Source organism: Pseudovibrio sp. Ad46 (assembly GCF_001623065.1).
Classification (GTDB): domain Bacteria; phylum Pseudomonadota; class Alphaproteobacteria; order Rhizobiales; family Stappiaceae; genus Pseudovibrio.
Genome location: NZ_LMCG01000049.1, coordinates 96,584 through 116,033, shown reverse-complemented (window position 1 = coordinate 116,033; position 19,450 = coordinate 96,584). Strand labels below are relative to the sequence as shown.

10 protein-coding genes and 1 pseudogene are annotated in these 19,450 nt (G+C 51.5%); 2 read left to right on the top strand and 9 right to left on the bottom strand.

Annotated elements, in window-relative coordinates; genetic code table 11:
- Window positions 1-93 precede the first annotated feature (93 nt).
- Window positions 94-1,866: an adenylate/guanylate cyclase domain-containing protein gene (locus tag PsAD46_RS13695; RefSeq protein WP_208981843.1), complete on the bottom strand. Its 1,773-nt coding sequence runs from the start codon at window positions 1,864-1,866 to the stop codon at window positions 94-96.
- A gap of 186 nt (window positions 1,867-2,052) precedes the next feature.
- The gene (locus PsAD46_RS13690; RefSeq protein WP_063307152.1) at window positions 2,053-3,228 is read right to left on the bottom strand and encodes a CaiB/BaiF CoA-transferase family protein; all 1,176 of its coding nucleotides are present in this window, start codon (window positions 3,226-3,228) and stop codon (window positions 2,053-2,055) included.
- A 270-nt stretch (window positions 3,229-3,498) separates the two neighbouring features.
- Between PsAD46_RS13690 and pepN the strand changes: the two genes are divergently transcribed.
- Both pepN and PsAD46_RS13680 read left to right on the top strand, forming a co-directional pair.
- A complete protein-coding gene (gene pepN / locus PsAD46_RS13685; RefSeq protein WP_063307151.1) occupies window positions 3,499-6,135 on the top strand; it encodes an aminopeptidase N in 2,637 nt (878 codons plus the stop codon).
- 192 nt (window positions 6,136-6,327) lie between these two features.
- Window positions 6,328-8,703 (top strand): ATP-binding protein, encoded by a 2,376-nt coding sequence (locus PsAD46_RS13680; protein ID WP_063293218.1) that lies wholly within the window; start codon window positions 6,328-6,330, stop codon window positions 8,701-8,703.
- Between the two features lie 73 nt (window positions 8,704-8,776).
- Here the strand turns inward: PsAD46_RS13680 and PsAD46_RS13675 are convergent, their stop codons facing one another.
- The 7 genes and pseudogenes from PsAD46_RS13675 to PsAD46_RS13645 all read right to left on the bottom strand — a co-directional run bounded on the left by PsAD46_RS13675 (window position 8,777) and on the right by PsAD46_RS13645 (window position 19,382).
- On the bottom strand, window positions 8,777-11,806 hold the full coding sequence (locus PsAD46_RS13675; protein ID WP_063307150.1) for a bifunctional [glutamine synthetase] adenylyltransferase/[glutamine synthetase]-adenylyl-L-tyrosine phosphorylase: 3,030 nt from the start codon (window positions 11,804-11,806) through the stop codon (window positions 8,777-8,779).
- Entirely contained in the window at window positions 11,770-13,266 is a 1,497-nt protein-coding gene (locus PsAD46_RS13670) for a HAMP domain-containing sensor histidine kinase (RefSeq protein ID WP_063307149.1), read from the bottom strand. The genes PsAD46_RS13675 and PsAD46_RS13670 overlap by 37 nt, the downstream gene beginning before the upstream one ends.
- Window positions 13,250-13,930, bottom strand: a complete 681-nt coding sequence (locus PsAD46_RS13665) for a response regulator transcription factor (RefSeq protein WP_057465903.1) — start codon at window positions 13,928-13,930, stop codon at window positions 13,250-13,252. Before PsAD46_RS13665 ends, PsAD46_RS13670 begins: the two co-directional genes overlap by 17 nt.
- Window positions 13,931-14,229: 299 nt before the next feature.
- Window positions 14,230-15,780: a Do family serine endopeptidase gene (locus tag PsAD46_RS13660; RefSeq protein WP_063307221.1), complete on the bottom strand. Its 1,551-nt coding sequence runs from the start codon at window positions 15,778-15,780 to the stop codon at window positions 14,230-14,232.
- Between the two features lie 172 nt (window positions 15,781-15,952).
- Window positions 15,953-16,711 (bottom strand): annotated as a pseudogene (locus PsAD46_RS13655) (alpha/beta hydrolase); the annotation flags it as partial.
- 167 nt (window positions 16,712-16,878) lie between these two features.
- Window positions 16,879-17,361 carry a cytochrome c-type biogenesis protein gene (locus PsAD46_RS13650; protein WP_199914763.1) on the bottom strand — a complete coding sequence of 161 codons (483 nt, stop codon included), beginning with the start codon at window positions 17,359-17,361 and terminating at the stop codon, window positions 16,879-16,881.
- 5 nt (window positions 17,362-17,366) lie between these two features.
- Window positions 17,367-19,382: a heme lyase CcmF/NrfE family subunit gene (locus PsAD46_RS13645; RefSeq protein ID WP_063307147.1), complete on the bottom strand. Its 2,016-nt coding sequence runs from the start codon at window positions 19,380-19,382 to the stop codon at window positions 17,367-17,369.
- Window positions 19,383-19,450: the final 68 nt, after the last annotated feature.

The following is a 19,450-nucleotide window of genomic DNA, read 5'->3' as shown; positions in this document are numbered from 1 at the left end:
TTTCGCGGCTTTCACACTAGAACAGGGCTTTCTTTCAATGAGGTTGGGTTACGTGGCACACTTAAATTAAACTAGAAGACAATGCCGGGATTATCAGTCATCGCATATGGTCGAGTTGAGCTGCCAAACCTCGACTTTGCCCTTCCGGCCACGAATGTCATGGCTACCGCGATGGGTTACGTTATCGGGTCGGCCTGCTCTCTCAACAGTTTCACCGCTCAACACCACACATGCTCCTTTAACGGAGGAGATGGTGCCACCCAGACTTTGCAGGCGGCTGCACACATTCACGGCATCGCCAACAATGGTGTAGTTCCAACGTTCGACCGCCCCCACATTGCCAACAATTACCGGGCCTGTGTGAATGGCAATCCGTACATTCAAAGCATTTTCGGGTGTAACAGCATTGGCTTGCTGGATAGCGCTGACCATATCTTCTGCAGCCAAGATTGCGCGGCGGGCATGATCTTCCATCTCGTTTGGTGCACCCCAGAATGCGAGCATGCCGTCACCGACGAATTTATCGACAGTCCCCTGATGAGCCTCCACAGCAGACACAAGCAGTTTGAAGTGATCATTGAGCAGTCCAGCCACTTCGCCAGCGCTTCTGTGTTCGGAGATCGACGTGAAACCTTCAATGTCGGTAAACAAGATCGTCAGTTCAGCTTCTTTCGCTTTGGCTGCACGGTCGATCCCCATAGCCATCAACTTGGAATAGAGTGACTTTGGGATATACCGGCTCATGGCTTGTAAGCCGCTGGTGCTGGCATTCATTGCAGACGTAATCTGATCTACTTCACGAATATGACTGCGTGGCAGTGGTTCGAGGTGCTCAAACTCCAGAGCACCGAACTTTTGAGCGCGTGCAGCAATGCCTTTCAGCGGCGATGACAGACGACGCGCGAAGAAGATCGCCACAAGTGCGGACAGGAACACAACAGCCACGCCAGCAAAGACCGAGTTAATCAGGCGAGTAAACTCATCATAACGCGAGTTTGCCAACTGATATTCACCGACGTAGTAGACCTCGCCATCTGGTGAAAAAAGCTTTTGTAAAACAAGAACATACATGTCCTCGCCATCATAAATGAGATGCAGTTCAACACCTCGTTTGCGCGCGCGCTGACTAAATGGTTGTGCTTTACTGCCCTCAAACTTTGCAAGAACGGGATCTCCAAACTCTGTGACATGCGCCAGCAGATTGTGCTGTTGCAGCTCATTGGTTGGAGAGGAATACGCGAGCACCCGATTTTTGTCAGTCAGGATAAAGCGAGTGACATCCTCTTCGTCTACTTCGTTTCCAATTCCATCTTCTTTTGAAGAGGCGAGGACCGAGCCAACACCCTTCATCGTGATAATTGCGGAAACGTAGCCGATCGTCTCTCCATCAAACTTGATAGCGCTTGTCGCCGTTGCAAATGGGTCTTCACCAGATGCGTAGAAGTCTCCCCAGAATGGGTCTTCAGCAGTTTGCGCATCGATGCTTTGCATTCTGGAGAATTCAAACAGATCTTGTTCAGGCTGGAATGGGATCAGATCTTGCCGGTTTTCGGCGTGACGCAAGCCCCAGACTGTTCCATTGGGCAGTGACAACACTAAGCCTTCGACACTTTTCACCCCGAACAGTACGCCACGAAACGTCTGGCGGGCACGAAAGATCGCATTTTGCGCCGTTGGCTGTTCTTCCGCATAAACTTTGATTGCATGTACCGAGGAGAATGCCGGGGTCATATAGGCACTCAAGGCATTGTTGATTGCCTCGGTGGACATGATCGACGCTTTTTCGATCAAGCTTCGGGTGTTCTTCAGATTGGTATGAACAGACATGTACAGCACAATACCGCCGCACAAGGTCACAACAGTCACGAAGGTTAGGCTCACCAACCACGTCAATGACAACTTGTAATAGCACCGCCGTATGCCGATTGCTTTACGCCTGATCCTATTCCAAAGTTTCAAACCGTGACCCACCTGTGTGAGGAATGCCAGCCCGTTAAACCACTCCCCGGACCGAGGGTCAAACTGCCTTCCTGCACATGGTGTCGCTAGTCTTTATTCTACTGCTTCTTTGCCTAATTCTCTCAATATCTCATTTCTATGCTCATCGAGAGCTGGTGCACCCTTCTCCAGTTTCAGCTTAGAATTAGTAAACCGAATTGGCGTACGGACATAGGTTTGCTCGCCTTGATGCTTAGATGTTGTTGGCAAGTTGACTTTCATTTGCCGGTGTTCAATTTGCGGATCCTGCAAAACATCAGCAACTGTATTGATCGGACCTGCCGGAACGCCGCGTTCTTCCATTTTTGACAGGAGTTCATCCCGATTGAAGTTCAGCACGAGAGCCTGAAGCTTTTCTGTTAATTCCTCGCGGTGCTTCACACGAGACGGGTTGGTGGCATAGCGCTCGTCCTCAGACAGTTCTTCCTGCCCGAGAATCTTGCAGAAGTTCGCAAACTGAGTGTCGTTGCCAACCGCCACAATGAGATGACCATCTTTCACTTCGAATACCTGATATGGAACGATGTTTGGATGAGCATTGCCCATACGGCTAGGGACATTGCCGCTGCTTAGATAATTCATCGCCTGATTGGCCAAAACACCGACCTGAGCATCCAGCAAAGCCATATCGATCCATTCGCCTTCACCGATCAGGTCACGGCGGCGCAGAGCTGCCTGAATACCTATGACCCCGTATAGGCCCGTGAAGATATCAGCAAAAGCAACGCCTACCTTTTGTGGCTCGCCGCCTTGCGAACCAGTCAGATCCATAATACCGCCCATGCCCTGGATCATGAAATCGTATCCGGCGCGGTGGGCATAAGGGCCATCCTGACCAAAACCAGTCACGGAACAATAGATCAGCTTCGGATTGATCTTCTTGAGGCTATCATAGTCAAGGCCAAACTTGGCTAGCCCGCCAACTTTGAAGTTTTCGATCAGCACATCACTTTGACGTACCAGATCATAAATCAACTCAAGGTCTTCCTGCTTTGAGAAGTCAGCAGTTATGGAGCGCTTGCCGCGATTGCAGGCATGGAAGTAGGCTGCACTTTTGCTTCCGCCCTCTTCTTCGACAAACGGAGGTCCCCAGGTCCGGGTATCATCACCGCGCGGGCTTTCCACCTTGATGACATCGGCACCCAAATCAGAAAGGGTTTGTCCAATCCATGGGCCTGCCAGAATGCGCGCCAGTTCCAATACTTTTATGTTTTCCAGGGGAGCTGTCACGGAAGCAACCTCAGCCTTTTTGTATAGATCTATTTCAGGAGCTCAGTGCTACCTGTTTTTTCGGGATAGTGCTTACGAGGATCTGTCATGATCTCCTTCCAGTCCTTCCCTTGCTTGATAATTTGATTTTTGGGTGCAAAAGTGATGAGGTTTTCATTCCCTGCATTTGACCGGAACCGTTTTCAACGGTACCGCCGATCTACATAAAAATTTAGAAGCGCTGCGCCAAGGGGTGATCAAGCTGCTTTAACACTTCTTGGGAGAACAGGTATGCGATCTGAAACTGCTCAGCTCATTAGACTGCAAGACTACACAGAAACACCCTACGTCATTGAGAGTGTTTCTCTTATCTTCAAACTTCTACCAGAAGCAACCGAAGTTATCTCCACCCTTACCATTTCCAAGCGTGATGGCACCGAAGACGGCGCTCCACTTGAGTTGGATGGCGACGAGCTTACACTTATTTCAGCCGCTATTGATGGCGTGCTATTGGCAGAAGACGCTTTCGAAGCCTCTACAGACAAGCTGACAGTTCATGCACCACCTGCTGAGCGCTTCCAGTTGGAAGTTATCACCAAGGTGAACCCAACCACGAACGCCAAGCTGGAAGGACTTTACCTTTCTCAGGGCATCTACTGCACTCAGTGTGAGGCAGAGGGCTTCCGCCGGATCACTTACTACTATGACCGCCCAGATGTGCTTTCAGTATTCACGACACGCATTGAAGCTGACAAAGCGACCAATCCGATTTTGCTTGGTAACGGTAATCCGCAGGACGCAGGTGACATTGAAGGCACTGATCGTCACTTTGCAGTGTGGCATGATCCGCACCCGAAGCCAGCTTATCTGTTTGCGCTTGTTGCTGGCGATCTTGCCTGCATTTCAGAAAAGTATACGACAGCTTCCGGCACACCAGTCGATCTGAACATCTTTGTCGAGAAAGGCAATGAGGACCGCGCAGACTGGTCCATGGACAGTCTGGTCCGGTCCATGCGGTGGGACGAGAAAGTATTTGGCCGCGAGTACGACCTCGAAGTGTTCAACATTGTTGCTGTTTCTGCGTTCAACATGGGTGCGATGGAGAACAAGGGCCTCAACATTTTCAATGACAAGTTCATTCTGGCGGATAGTGACACAGCGACCGACACAGACTATGAGAGTATTGAGACTGTTGTCGCCCACGAATACTTCCACAACTGGACTGGTAACCGCATCACCTGCCGCGAGTGGTTCCAACTTTGCCTGAAGGAGGGACTTACTGTATTCCGCGATCAGGAATTTTCTTCTGATGAACGTTCCCGCCCTGTGAAGCGTATTGCTGATGTAATCCGCCTGAAATCCCGTCAGTTCCCTGAGGATCAGGGGCCTCTTTCGCATCCAGTTCGCCCGACAGAATACAAAGAGATCAACAACTTCTATACGGCAACGGTCTATGACAAAGGTGCTGAGCTGGTTCGTATGATCAAGACAATTCTTGGTGCAGACAACTTCAGAAAAGGGATGGATCTTTACTTCAAGCGACACGATGGTGATGCTTCAACCATTGAGGACTTCCTCAAATGCTTTGAAGATGCGACTAAGATCGATTTGTCTCATTTCAGCTTGTGGTACCACCAGTCCGGTACACCAGTTGTGAAAGCAAAAGGTTCTTACGACGAAGCTGCAAAGACTTTCACTCTGGAGCTGGAACAGATTAATGCTCCAACACCTGGACAAGACCAAAAGAAACCATTCTTCATTCCAATTCGCTTTGGCTTGGTTGGCCCGAATGGAGATGATCTCGCCTATTCCAATGCCGAAGGTACTCAAGTCGATGGCGATTTGCTGTGTCTGAGCGAAAACAAACAAACCGTTGTCTTTCATGGTATCGGCAGTAGACCAGTTCCTTCCCTTCTGCGCGAATTCTCGGCTCCAGTTAAGTTGGAAACAGGTCTGTCCCGTGAAGATCAAATCTTCCTGATGCGCCACGACATCGACCCGTTCAATCGCTGGCAGGCTGCTCAGACGTTGATGACCGATCTGCTTATTGAGCTGACCAATGGTGCAGAGCCGACAGGCAAGGACGCCTTCATTGAGGCGCTCGGTCACATGGCAGAGGATGAGAACCTTGACCATGCGTTCCGTGGTTTTGGCCTGATGCTGCCTAGCGAGCAGGCAATCGCACTTGAAATCGGCAAAGACGTCGATACTGATGCGATCGGTGATGCCCGTAATGCGTTCTCCAAAGAGATCGGCGTTGCACTCTATGACACCTTCAAGCGTATCTATGATGCTTTGGAGATGCCAGCAACGTTTAGCCCGGATGCTCTTTCAGCAGGCAAACGTGCGCTGAAGCTGCGTTGTTTGTCCTACTTAGCGGCAAGTAATAGTGAAGGCAGCGCTACTCTGGCTAAGGCACATTTTGATGCTGCCGATAACATGACGGACCGGATCAGCGCCTTGAACTGCCTGGTCAAGTTCAAGCTGGCAGGGGCGCAAGAAGCCATGGCTTCCTTTGAGGAACGCCACAAGGACACTGCTCTTGCCATGGATAAATGGCTAGGTGTCGCGGCCAGCGCGCCGAGCAAAGACACGATTGGCGCTCTACGTACTCTCACAGAACATCCGGCATTTTCTTGGGATAATCCAAATCGTATCTACGCGCTCATTGGCGGCTTCCTCGGTGGCAATACAAGAGGTTTCCATGCGGTTGATGGTTCAGGATATGATTATCTTGCTGAAATCACGTTGCAATTGGACAAGATTAACCCTCAGGTTGCTTCCAGAATGGTCAAAAGCTTTGGCTCTTGGAAGAATATGAATACGGAACGCAGAGTAAAGGCAGAAGCCGCTTTGAAGAGAATTCTTGCAGCTGACCAGCAACTCTCTACTGATGTCAAAGAAATAGTTGAGCTGTGTCTAGACTAAGACAGTCTACTTTGCACCCAGCGAAGTCTCTGAGAGTCCTATGAAAATTAACGGCAGCAAAAAGCGCTGCCGTTAACCATTTTTTTGTGTCGAGACTCTGGACAAGTTGATTCGGATAGATTCAAATGAATGTGATTCGGGTGAATTGCAACCCGAGTTATTTGCGGCGGAATCTGACACATGGGGGCATTCATGGCACGAGCCTTTGCAGGGGGCGCGACCGCTCGACGACTCTTGAACTCGACCAAACGGACAGGCAAAAAAGACGCTCTGACCGGACATATCAAGTTGCTCGCTCAACCAGCCTACCAACGCCTCTTAACAACGGAACCAATGATGCGCAGAATTATTCCTGCTCTTTGCATCGTGTTCATTGCGTGTACCGCTATCTTCCGCGGACTTGAGATTGCTTACAATTATGAGAATGTCAGCCAGAAGGCTCAGGACGATCTCACACTTATTGCAACTGCCCTGACCGCCAGCATTGAAATTTCCGAGCAAGAAAAAGGCTCCGCCGGCCTGACTTCTGCTTTGCAGCGTGCACTTTCTGAGGCCCTGCCCCCCCGGGCCACCAGCCAAAGCCGCCAAATTCTGTTGACTGACCCGAACGGTACCATTGTTGCCAGTGCTCCGACCCGCCCTGATATGGAAGGGTTGAAAATTACCAGCTTCCTTGGTGACACTCAGCCAATGACGTTCTTTGGAAAGCGCGCAGGTGTGCTGACGCTCAATGAGGGCACCAAAGACGCAACCCGGGCAACAGTTCATCATCTACCAAACAAAATCGGCATGGTTGCTATCATGCAGCCAGAAGACGCGATTTTCTCTTCCTGGCGTGCTGAACTTTCCGCCAATGTCACGATCTTTGTTGCAACCTCCATGGTGCTGCTGGTCATCATCTATGCTTATTTTGCGCAGGCAACCCGAGCACAACAGGCAGATGGCATCTACTCGGCGACGCGCTCTCGTATAGACGCTGCCCTCAACCGTGGACGTTGTGGTCTGTTTGACTGGGACCTTTCCCGTGGCCGCGTGTTCTGGTCCGCTTCGCTCTATGAGATGCTGGGCATGGATCCGCGTAATGATATTATGGGCTTTGCTGAGATCCAATCCCTGACCCATGCCGATGACGTTGATCTTTATGATCTTGCAAAGAGCCTGCTGGATACCGGCAAGAGCAACGTGGATCGTCAATGGCGCATGCGTCACAGCGATGGTTCCTGGGTCTGGCTTCGGGTTCGTGCTGAAGTTCAAACTGATGCGGGCACCAATGAGCCTCACCTGATCGGCATCTGTATGGATGTGACCGAGCAGAAGCGCTTGGCAGAACAGAGCCGTACTGCTGATCTACGCCTGCGTGATGCAATTGAGAACATCTCCGAGGCCTTTGTCTTGTGGGATGCTGACAACCATCTGGTGATGTGTAACTCCAACTACCGCAAGCTGCATCAGCTGCCAGACCATGTTGTGCAGTCGGGCACGCCTTATGCAACTGTCATGTCTTCCGCGAGCCAACCGATTATTTCTGAGCCTGAGGAAGGCGACCACATCGACAGCGATATGGGCAGTTCCTACAAGGTTGAGATGGAAGGTGGTCGCTGGTTACAGGTCTCAGAGCGCCGGACCAAAGATGGTGGCTTCGTTTCCGTTGGCACCGACATTACAGAGCTGAAGCGTAAAGAAGAGAAATTGCTTGAGTCTGAGCGCGGTCATATGGCGACCATTGCCGACTTGCGCCAGTCCCGCCAGAAACTTGAACTACAGGCTCAACAGCTGGTAGAACTGACCGAGAAATATGCGGATGAGAAGACCCGCGCGGAAGATGCAAACCAGGCGAAGTCCGAATTCCTTGCAAACATCTCCCACGAGTTGAGAACACCACTGAACGCGATCATCGGCTTCTCTGAGATTATGGATCAAGGCATGTTTGGTGATCTTGGTTCCGACAAGTACAAAGAATACTGCAAGGACATTCATTCCTCCGGTAACTATCTGCTGAATGTGATCAACGACATTCTGGATATGTCAAAGATTGAAGCGGGCCGGATTGAGTTGTCTGTTGAAGATGTTCAGATCCAGCAGATCGTTCAGGATGCTGCCCGGATTATCTCTGCAACAGCAGCTGAGAAGAACATCAAGGTTGTTAGCGAAAATCTGCCTCACATGCATCTGCAGGCTGACCGCCGCGCTGTGAAGCAGATCCTGCTCAACCTGCTTGCAAACTCTATCAAGTTCACACCAGACAATGGTGAGGTTCGGGTTTCTGCCCGCAAGGTGGGTGCCTTTGCTGAACTCAAGATCTCTGACAACGGTATCGGTATCTCCAAGAAGGATATCGACCGTCTTGCCAAGCCGTTTGTGCAGGTGGAGAACCAATTCACCAAGACGCACAAAGGGTCTGGCCTTGGTCTGGCAATTGCACGATCTCTCAGCGAGCTGCATGGCGGTTACATGGAAATCGCTTCTGAAGTTGGCACAGGCACCGAGGTTACGATCAAGCTGCCCTTGAAAGCCAAGGGACGCGACAAAGGCCGCCTGACAGGCATCAGCAACCTGAACGCTGCTTAAGAGCAAGAAGACAATCTTCAAAGAAAAGGCCGCTTCATCAGCGGCCTTTTTTGTTACTTCAGACGAAGTCAGCTCAACTAGTCTTTTCAGCTTCTTCCACTTTGCCAATGAGGTGTTCAAAGGTTCTGCGGACCATGATCTGTTGTTCCTGCATGTAGATGGTCAGACGTTCAAAGTCTGGCTCACCTCCTGCATTTACAAGAAGGTCGAGCAAGCCGCCCGGAGCTGTTTTTGGATCAAAGTGTCCAGTTTGAGCGAGTTTCAGGATCTGTGTCAGGTCCTCATAGTTTCGAAGGGCTGGAATAAGCGTGTCAGCATCCTCTTCACGCAATACTCCAAAATCACGCGCCTTAAGCAATGCATCTTCGGTACGCGCCTGCAGGACTTCAGGATGCTCGACACCGTGAGCCAACTGCAAGAACTGGGCAATGAACTCAATGTCGATCAAGCCACCCGGAATACCCTTGATCTGCCATGGGCTCTTTGCTGGCTTTTCTTTCTGGATGCGCGCACGCATATCGCAGACATCACGGGCCAGTTTTTCAATGTCTCGCTTGTCCTGCAACAACTGAGAGACCGCACAGTCGATCTGCTGAGCAAACTCAGGGCTTGAGCTGGTGATGACACGAGCACGTGTCAGGGCCATATGCTCCCACGTCCAGGCATCGTTGGACTGATAGTCTTTGAAGGATGCAAAACGCGTTGCAAGAGGTCCAGAGTTGCCTGAGGGCCGCAAACGGAAGTCAACCTCGTAGAGGACGCCCTCTGCCGTCGGCGCAGTCAGGGCGGATACAAGGCGCTGAGTGAGGCGACTGTAGTACTGGCTTGGGGCCAACGGGCGTTTGCCGTCACTTTGCACGACATCCTCGGGGAAATCGTAGAGCAGGATCAGGTCAAGGTCCGATGCACAAGTGATTTCCTGTCCACCCAGTTTGCCCATGGCAACAAGAGCAAGTTCAGCTCCTGGAATTTTGCCGTGAGCATCTTCCAGTTCCTGCTGAACACGTGGCAACAGTTGACAGAGCACTGCGTCTGCAAGTGTTGAAAGCCCCTGCCCTAACTCTGCTGCTGTGATCGTTCCTGTGATCAAGCGCAGGCCGAGCAAGAATTGTTGCTCCTGTACAAAGATACGCGCCCGGTCAAGCGCTTCTTCATAGTACCCAGCCTGATCGAGCGTCACGGCAAGCGCTGTTTCAATCTGCTCTGCAGACGGCGCCCCACCAAAGAATGCCGGGTCGAGAAGTGCATCCAGAACGTGGACGCGTTTGGAGACGATCTCGGCCATACGTGGTGCGTTGCCCATCACCATCGTCAGCAAGTTGAACAGGTGCGGGTTAGACTTAAGCAATCCGAAGAGTTGCACTCCCATTGGCAGTTTGGAGAGGAAGGAGTCAAATGTGAGCAGTGCTTTATCTGCATTTTCAGTACGCGCCAATGCATCCAGCAGAATTGGGGTGAACTCGGTCAACCGTTCACGAGATTTTGGCGCACGGACCGCCGGATATCTGCCGTAGTGCCATTGGCGGATCGTGCGGATTGCATCAACGGGCCTTTGGAAGCCAAGCTGGCTGAGAGTTTCGAGCGTGTTGGGGTCTTCATCATCTCCTGTGAAGACCAAATTGCCAAGGTTGGTTGCCAGATCTGGCTCATGCTCAAACAGGCCTGAGTAGTGCTTTTGCACCAACTCAAACTTAGAGCGGATCATGTCAGCAAACTCAGAGCGGCCTTGAATGCCCATAAGATGATAGACACGTGCCAATGCCTCTTCATCCTTAGGCAGGATGTGGGTCTGCTCATCGTTGATCATCTGAATGCGATGCTCAACCTCGCGCAGGTAGCGATAGGCTTCTTCCATATCTTCTGCAGCGGATTGGTCGATCCAGCCACAGTCAGCCAGTCTTTCCAGTGTGATCAGTGTTCGCCGGTCGCGTAGTTGCGGGTTGCGGCCACCTGCGATCAGCTGTTGGGTCTGCGCGAAAAACTCAACTTCACGAATGCCACCTCGTCCCAGCTTTACGTTATGACCAGCAACTGTGATTTTGCTGAAGCCTTTGTGAGCATGGATTTGGCGTTTGATGGAGTGCACATCTGAAATGGCGGCATAGTCCAAATATTTGCGCCAGACGAATGGGCGTATTTCTTCAAGGAAGATCTCACCGGCTTCAATATCGCCTGCACATGGGCGTGCTTTGATGAGCGCTGCACGTTCCCAGTTCTGGCCCAGGCTTTCATAATAGACCAGCGCTGCAGGAACAGAGATTGCCAGCGGCGTTGCTCCAGGATCAGGTCGCAAACGCAAGTCAGTTCTGAAAACATATCCATCCCCGGTACGCTCGTTCATGAGCTTCACCAGTCGGCGGGTGATACGGACGAATTCAACAGGCGCTTCTGCACCACCAATCAAGCGGCTCCGCTCAGGATCATAAAGAACGATCAGATCGATGTCAGAGGAGTAATTAAGTTCACCTGCACCATGCTTGCCCATGGCCAGAATGAAGAAGCCTGCCTCTTTTTCCGGTTCATCATGATCAACCGGAATAAATTTACCTCTGACTTCAAGCTCGCGAAGGCAAAAGCGTAGGCAGGCGGTCAATGATGCATCTGCGAACTTGGTGAGAGCACCCGTTACATTTTCCAACGGCCATGCACCTGCAATATCCGCCAGCGCAACCGTGAGAGCCATTTCCTGTTTTGCCAGACGCAGCGACTGCATAAGTGCAGCTTCGCTTTCAGGTCGGGCATTCAGGCAGTCCTGTAAAAGGATCGCAATGGTCTCTTCCGGCGGTGTATTCAAAATACGCAGGAAGCGTTGAACATCGCGCAGCATGGTCTCGCGCAGGAACGGCGCACTGACCATGAAGCCTTTTACAAAGCTGCGCAGATGGGGGGCGCCCTGACAGAGCTGTTCAAACTCAGAAATGAGGTCCTTACGTTCCAGCTTCTCAGTAAGATCTTTCAGGTGCCGATCACCCAGATCATCATCTGCACAGATGGGCTGGCGTTCCAAGCGCTCAAATAAAGGAGCAAGAGCTCCTTCACGATGTTCGCGCTTCAGAATGCTGCTTTTTAGCTGGTGGCGTTCTTCTTCCGAGCCTTGTCCCATGCTTCGTTGCCCTCTCCCTCATCTCTTTGCCCTTTGTTTAAAGGCAGAACAATCCGGGCCCGCAGGCCAGATTGCTTATCACTTTCAGAATCATCTGCTGTCCCAGCCGATGTTAGCTGCAATTCTCCATGATGGAGAGTTACCACCGCCTTGATAAGTGACAATCCAAGCCCAGAACCCGGTGCATGGCGAGAGCTATCAAGCCGAACGAAGCGATTACACACCCGCTCACGATCAGCAGCAGCAATACCAGCACCATTATCTTCTATGCTGAGTATAGCCTGCTCATCATTTCCAGACAGTACGACTTTGATTGTGGGTTTGACATTCTCTTCGGTTGGGCGACCGTATTTGAGAGCATTTTCTATCAAGTTTGCGAGAGCTTGCGCCAGTAACTCCCGATCGCCTTCGATGACAGGCTCATCTTCCAGTAAAACAGAGAACTCGACACCATCATCTTCGGCAACGGGTTCATAAAGTTCGCACACGTCCTTGACGATGTTGCCCAGCTTGATTGATTGCAGCTCCGCTCCAGTGGAACCAGCTTCCACACGTGCAATGCGCAGCAGTGCGTTGAAGGTGTTGATCAGCTCATCGGTCTCAACCAGTGTCTCTTCCAGACATTCGCGGCCTTCATTTTCACTCAAGTTTTGCCGCAGTGCAGCTTCCACGCGCCCTCGCATACGTGTGAGCGGTGTTTTGAGATCATGGGCAATATTGTCGGAGACTTCCTTAAGGCCCTTCATCAGCTCTTCAATGCGATCCAGCATCACATTGAGGTTGCTTGCCAGACGATCGAACTCATCTCCGTTACCAGTCACATCGAGGCGACCGGCAAGATCACCTTCCATTATCAGACGGGAGCTCATGGACAAGTTATCGATGCGTTTCAGGATACGGCGATTGAGGAAGAACCATGTGATGCCAGCCAAAACGACCATTCCGACCAACCAGAGGGTCAAAGCGTCACCGAGCAAGCTTTTCAGATGGACCTGATCTTCCAGATCACGTCCGACCAGCAGCTTGAAGTTGCCGGGCAATTCGAAGATGCGGACGATCGCTTTGGCTTTGTTCTGGTCCGTCTCAGCAAACCCTAGTGGTGTGTAGGAGACAAACTGAATTCGGCCATCGGACACTGAGAGAACTTTCTCAGGAAGGTAGGCGATATTGCCCGTAATGACGTTTCCAGAGTAGTCCAGAATGAGGTAGAGGTTTGAGTTCGGGCTTCGGACGCGGCGCTCCACACCAACTACGAGCCCGTTGATGCCGTTTTGTGCATATTGTTCGGCAAGGCCCTGAATTTCTGCATCAACCGTCTGCACCACCTGCTTGTTCATCAGGTCATCGGTGTTCTGCGAGATGAAGATGAACAGAAACACAGAGAGCGCCGTAAACGACGTCAGGTAGATTGCGGCCAGCTTGAAGGCTGTGGTTGAGAGGATCCTAGTTAGAGCTGTCACGGATGGAATACCCTGCACCACGAACAGTATGAAGCAACGGGAAGTCGAACCCTTTGTCGATCTTTGACCGAAGCCTTGAGATGTGAACGTCAATCACGTTGGTCTGCGGATCGAAATGATAGTCCCAGACGTTTTCCAGCAACATGGTGCGTGTCACTACCTGTCCGGCATGCTTCATGAGGTACTCAAGAAGGCGGAACTCACGGGGCTGCAGCACGATCTCCTGCCCAGCACGGCTAACAGAGTGCGCGAGGCGATCCAGCACAAGATCAGCAACTTGCAACTTGGTTTCAACTTGTGGGCCAGCTTTACGGCGGCTCAGCACTTCAACGCGGGCGAGCAGCTCAGAAAAGGCGTAGGGTTTTGAAAGGTAGTCATCTCCGCCTGCGCGCAGACCGGTAACGCGATCATCTACTTGCGAAAGCGCGGAGAGGATCAATACGGGCGTTTCATCACCAGAGGCGCGCAGTGTTTCGATGATGGAGAGGCCATCACGTTTGGGCAGCATGCGATCAACGACGAGCACGTCCCACGTGTTGGAGATTGCCAGCTCAAGTCCGTCTTCGCCATTGTCTGCGTGATCAGGTGAGTGCCCTGCTTCTTTCAGTGCTTTGAGCAGATAGTCTGCCGCTTCCCGATCATCTTCAATAATCAAGATTCTCATTTTTTCATTTCCCAGAGCAAGGCATTGGTCGTTTCCTCACATTGACGGGAAACGATAAAAAAAAGCAAATGCTGTTGGGGGTAACCGTCAGCATTTGCATGAGTTTTATAGGTGAAGTTGGCAGATGATAAGGTCCCTGCCTTTTCTTCCAGCATTGGTTTTTAGGACTGACATCAAGTAGAGGGCTACCCTTGCTATCAGCCCCTCAAACAACCGAAACACCTGTGAGGGTATCTTTGGTGTTTCGACGAGGGATCACGAGAGGGGCGTTTCTCGTGATCCGCATTCTTGTAAGTGGCTTATTCTTCACCCTTTTCCAGCGGGATCGCTACAAAGAGTGTGTTCTCACCACGGGTGACACGCAGCAGAACTGCCTTGCGTCCTTGTTCACGTGCTGTTTCAACCTGTTCTGCAACATCCGTTGGTGTTTCAACTTTAACACCAGCAACTTCGGTGATGATCGCACCAGGTGCGAGGCCTTTGTCAGCAGCAGGTCCATCTGGATCTACTTTGGTGACAACAACGCCTTCTTCATCAACACCTGCCTGTTCAGCAGTTGCCAGTTCCAAGCCAAGGCTGTCTACCAATGCGGTATTCGCATCCTTGCTTTTGCTCGCTGAGGCTTGTTTTTTCTCTTCAGGAATAGTGCCGAGCTTCACAGTCGCGGTCTCGATTTCACCATTGCGCCAGTATTCGATCTTCACTTCGGTGTTTGGTGAATATCCGGCGATGACCTTTGCCAGTTCACGTGGGCCGTTCACTTCTTCACCATCGACCTTGAGGATGATATCACCAGCCTGGAAGCCAGCTGCTTTTGCAGGGGTATCGCCCTGAACTTCGGCAACCAGCGTGCCGTTTTCGTTTTCGAGACCGAGGGATTCAGCGATGTCCTTGGTCACAGGCTGGATCTGAACGCCAAGCCAGCCGCGGGTTACTGCGCCGTCTTCTTTCAGGTCAGAGATGATCTTTTTTGCAGTCTGCGCCGGGATCGCAAATGCGATTCCCACGTTGCCACCGCTTGGAGACACAATCGCAGAGTTCACGCCGACAACTTCACCCTTCACGTTGAATGCAGGACCACCGGAGTTGCCACGGTTTACAGAGGCATCAATCTGAAGGAAATCGTCATAGATGCCAGCGCCGATGTCACGACCACGGGCGGAGACAATGCCTGCCGTTACAGTGCCACCCAGACCGAACGGGTTGCCAACTGCGACGACCCATTCACCAACCAGTGGTGCATCATCTGTAAAGGCGACGTATTCAAACTTTTCTTCGCTTTCCACTTTCAGGAGAGCCAGATCAGAACGCTTGTCAGAACCAACCAATGAGGCTTCCAGTTCTTCGCCTTCACTGGTTACGATTGTGAACTCTGTTCCACCTTCAACCACGTGTTCGTTGGTCACTACATAGCCATCATCAGAGATGAAGAAGCCGGACCCTTGAGATTGATCGAAGCGCTTGCGTGGTGGGGCTTTCTTTTTTTGCTCACCACCTGGTCCACCAAACTCGCGGAAGAACTTCTGCAGTGGGTGATCATCCGGCATATCGCGGAACATTGGAGGAATGCCCGCCAGACGATCATTCTCTTTAACCTCAGAGCGAACACGCACAGAAACAACTGTTGGCTGAACGGCTTCGACCAAACCAACAAAGCTCGGCATTGCTGGCGCGTTTACGCGGACAGGCTCGGCTTGAGCGGTTGCCGGAACAAGTGTCAGCGGAGCAACCATTGCACCTGCAATTGCCAGTGCCATGGTGCCATTGAGAAGACGGGAACGACGTTTGGAAGTGGTTTTTGCAGCAGACAGGGAAACAACGCTGGAACTTGCGTTCTTGGTCAACTTCATTTGGCTCAACTCCATTTAGTCAATCTCAGCCCAACCGGGGAAAACGGGCTTTTGCATTTCGTTGAGAATGACTATGCCAGAGCGAACCTTACAAACACCTATCTGCCACATTAATCTTCTGTAATGATGGGAAAACTTCGTAGTTGCTCCCACCAGTCTTTTATTAGCCCTGCATGTAGCGGCTTGCCCATGCTGCAATCACGCGTGCTGCATAATCTGCATCTTTGTATTTAAACAGCAGGTGATCGGCATCATCCAAAGACACAAATGATTTCGGATGCTTCGCTGCTTCAAAAATCTGAGCAGCATTCTCAATGCCAACCGTGGCATCAATTGGCGAATGAAGAACCAACACTGCCTTTTTCAGCACAGCAACGCGCGACCGAACATCCTGCGCTTCAAGGTCTTCGATAAACTGGCGTTTAATCTTAAACGGTCGTTCACCGAGCTGGACGGTAGCTTCGCCCTTCTCTTTTATCTCATCAAGGGAAGCCCCAAAGTTATGAATCACATGATCTGCTGAGGCTGGTGCACCGATTGTTGCAACTGCTTTTACCTCTGGCACCTCAGAGGCTGCTGCAAGCACAGCTGCGCCGCCCAGAGAATGCCCTACAAGCAGCTTTGGTGCTTCATAATGCTCTCGCAGGTAATCAGCGGCGCGAACAAGATCCTGAAGATTTGATGAGAAGTTGGTGGAGGCAAAGTCGCCGCCGCTGTTGCCAAGACCAGTGAAGTCAAAGCGCAGAACAGCAATCCCGTCTTTGGTCAAAGCAGATGCAATGCGTCGTGCTGCGGAAAGATCCTTGGAACAAGTGAAGCAATGGGCGAACAGGGCATAGGCCTTTGGTTCACCGTCTGGTGTGTCCAGACGCGCTGCAAGATGCGCTCCCTGAGAGCCTTCAAATTCCAATTTAATGGGATCGTTTGCCATTTGAACTGTTCCTGTCATTTCCTGCGCAGCTGGCACATTCGGAATATATATTAAGAGACAGGTATCTAGTGCGCGCTTACAGGCGTCTTTACAATTCAACTGGTTGCAAGAAGATGTGATTAAACGTGAGCCCCGCAAACCATGTCTGCGGGGCTCTGTTATTGGTCTTATTTAGAAGACATGAGCTTGTCGAGTTCGGCCTGTTCTTCATCCGAGAGCGGTTTGACACCCGCTGTGCTGCTCTTCAGCGGTGCATGCTTTTTCTTTCGCGATGTACGCCACAGGAAAAAGCCTCCAAGCAGCAATGCGAGAGGTCCGCCGCCCCACAAAAACAGGGTGTGGAACGCAAAGCGCGGTTTGAGAAGGACAAACTCACCATAGCGGTCAACAAGATAGTCCATGACTTCCTTGTCACTGTCCCCTTCTACCAGTCGCTCACGCACCAGCAGGCGTAGATCCTTCGCCAGTTTAGCGTTGGAGTCGTCAATGGACTGGTTCTGGCAGACCACGCAGCGCACTTCCTTGGAAATTTCGCGTGCACGTTCTTCCAGAACAGGATCTTTCAACACTTCATCCGGGTTGACTGCATAAGCAGCTGGAGTTCCCAGAAGAACAGAAGAGATCAATACCAGTACGAACTTCATCTTCATGGTCATTACTCCGCCGGTGTTGGGGTTGCTGTTGCAACACCGCCTGCTACGCCTTTGCGCTTGCGGGCTGAAACAGGAGCACCAACACGCAGGCGACGATCAAAGAGAGCAATACAACCACCCAGAGACATAAGCAGAGTACCAATCCAGATCAGCGTGATCAGCGGTTTGAAGTAAATGCGGGTAACAATACCACCATTTGCGTCAGAATCACCTGTTGCAAAGTACACCTGCGAGAAGCCGAAGGTCGCGATGGATGTTTCACTCATTGGCATTCCACTGGCATTATAAGCACGCTTGGATGGCTCCATGATACCGACGACATTGCCACCTTTACGAAGAGTATACCGGGAGACCATCTCCTGATAGTTCGGACCATTTTGGGTCCAGCTCTTCTCATAGGTCACATTGTAACCGTTCTGTTCAAGCGTATCGCCTGGTCGCATCACTTCAACGCGTTCAGATTCAAACGCCATTGTCGTCACAATACCCAGAACCGTAATCCCAAGACCAGCATGGCCCAGAACAGTAGACCAGACGGTTGGTGCAAAGCCTTTGATACGGGCCATGGAACGACCAAAACCAATTTTGAACAGCTGGGAACGTTCAACGATTTCCCAGAGGGAGCCAAAGATCGCCCAGAATGCCAAACCGAAGCCAAGCGCTGTCATAATGCTTGTTGTGCTGACGCCCATGAACCAGATCAGGCCGAAAGTCGCGAGCATTGCGATCACAAAAGCAGAGGTCAATCGTTGGGCTACACCCCATGCATCACCACGCTTCCATGCCAAAAGCTGGCCAAATGGCATCAGGATCAGTACTGGCACCATGATTGGGCCGAATGTCAGGTTGAAGAATGGTGCACCCACGGAGATCTTGTCGCCAGAGAAGGCTTCCAGAACGAGTGGGTAAAGCGTACCGACAAAGACCGCAGCACAGGCTGTTGTCAGGAACAGGTTGTTCAGTACCAGCGAACCTTCGCGACTGATTGGTGCAAACAGGCCACCTTGACGAAGCAATGGTGCGCGCCATGCAAACAGTGTGAGTGACCCACCGACAAAGATTAGCAAAATCGCAAGGATAAAGAGACCACGTGCCGGATCAACTGCGAATGCGTGTACGGAGGTGAGAACACCTGAACGGACGAGGAAGGTCCCCAGCAGCGACAAGGAGAATGTCAGCAGTGCGAGGAAGACAGTCCAAACCTTCAGTGCATCCCGACGTTCCATTACGATTGCGGAGTGAAGTAGCGCTGTACCGGTGAGCCATGGCATGAAAGATGCGTTTTCAACCGGATCCCAGAACCACCAGCCACCCCAGCCGAGTTCGTAGTAAGCCCAGTAAGAACCCATTGCGATGCCGAGGGTCAGGAAGATCCAGCTTACGAGGATCCAAGGACGTACCCAACGCGCCCAGGCGGCATCAAGTTTGCCAAGAATGAGCGCAGCTGCAGCAAACGCGAACACGATGGAGAAGCCAACGTAGCCAATGTAAAGAATTGGCGGATGGATCGCCAAGCCGACATCCTGCAGCATTGGGTTGAGACCTGAACCTTGCAATGGTGCAGGGCTGATACGGGTAAACGGGTTTGATGCAACAATGACGAAGAGCAGGAATGCAAAGGAAACCCAGCCCTGAGCGCCAAGAGTAGCAGCCCGGAGGCGCTGTGGAATGTTGCGTGAAAACACTGCAACCAATGCACCGAACAGCACCAGAATAAGCACCCAGAGAAGGATAGAGCCTTCGTGGTTGCCCCACACACCGGAGATTTTATAGACCAGCGGCTTGTCACTATGGGAATTCTGATAGGTATTCAGAAGCGAGAAGTCTGAGTTCAGGTATGCCCAGGTCAATGCGGCAAAGGCAACGCAAGTCAAAAGGAACATAAGTACGGCAAGGCCAGGTGCCATCCCCATCAGACGGTGGTCTGAATTCACTGCACCCCACACTGGAAAGACCGACTGAACAGCCGCGACTACCAATGCCAGAATGAGTGCATAGTGGCCAAGTTCAATTATCATTACGATATCCTAGTATCCATTTGGCGCTGGATAACCGGCCCTTTTGGGCAGAGCCGGTTGATTTTACT